Here is a 1,160-nt window from a genome sequence, read left to right on the forward strand (position 1 = left end):
ATATTTTTGGTGTAATGATAGCTGTCCTTCTTACTCCCAGATTTGCCAAATTACCAACTGTTAGGAGTATATTGTATAAGCGTTATATTCAAATAATTGCAAGTCTTTTTATTCTAAGTGTGTTCATAATTAGCGTTGTTGCGGTATTTCCGGATAACGTACTTTGGGTTCTTGGAAAAGCTTACTCAAATTTACAGTCCGAATTGGTTCTGTGTTCGATAAGTGCCTGTCTTACCTTAATTGCTGGCGCGTCTTTCGGCCTTTGTAGCAGCAGAGGATGGGCGATTAGTCCACTTATTATCATACCTCTTGACATAATTGCAATTATCGCTGGGATACAACTGATTGATATATCTGCGCTGGAAGGGGTTTTTAAGCTCAATATTTTAGTAGCTTCAATCTTCGTGATAATTAATCTCACATTTAGCTTTTTAAAGATAAACTCCCATAGCTCTGCCGAACTTGCTCATTAGCAGGCGCCGGTCAAAATATTGAGTCAGAAGTGAGCGTATCCAAACTAGTCTTAATAGGAATATAGCTTCTGTAAAATTCGATTTGTTAGTCTTGCCAACACATACACAGGAAATGAAAATGGTTTTTATATGTGGTTCTCTTGAACCTGGATGCGATGGAGTAGGCGATTACGTCAGACGACTGGCCATAGACATGATCCGAAAAGGGCATGAAATTGGGGCCATAGCGTTAAACGACAGGTATGTTACTTCTTCATTCAATGGATGCCAGACCTCAGAAGGCTTTAAGTTGCCAGTCTTCCGCCTTCCTTCAACACATAGAGAAGGAAAGCGAATCAAAGAGGCGTTGAGATGGCTTAATGATATAAATCCACAGTTTCTCAGTCTTCAGTTCGTGCCTTTTTCTTTTCAATCAAAGGGCTTGCCAGGAATGTTAAGCCATATTCTATCTAAAATTGGCAAAGGAAGACGTTGGCATATTATGTTTCATGAGCTTTGGGTTGGCATGGATGTAGAATCGTCAAAGAAACATGTTTACTGGGGCTTAGTACAAAAGCAACTAATCAGGTTATTGGTTAAGAAATTAAAGCCGGTTTTAGTTCATACACAAACTAAGCTTTACCAGGAGCAGCTTTCAAAAATGGGCATTCCTGCATTTTACCTTCCTTTATTCTCAAATATCCCTGT

General features: G+C 39.1%; 2 protein-coding genes. Both read left to right on the forward strand.

Annotation, left to right across the window (positions count from 1 at the left end; translation table 11 throughout):
• A partial coding sequence (locus ACNOHI_RS24520; RefSeq protein ID WP_420477345.1) for a hypothetical protein occupies positions 1-473 on the forward strand: 473 nt, incomplete at its 5' end.
• A 118-nt stretch (positions 474-591) separates the two neighbouring features.
• Positions 592-1,160, forward strand: a 569-nt coding sequence (locus ACNOHI_RS24525) for a hypothetical protein (protein ID WP_420477346.1), incomplete at its 3' end; no start/stop codon positions are given.

The organism is Noviherbaspirillum sp. ST9, assembly GCF_048799745.1.
Classification (GTDB): Bacteria; Pseudomonadota; Gammaproteobacteria; order Burkholderiales; family Burkholderiaceae_D; genus Noviherbaspirillum.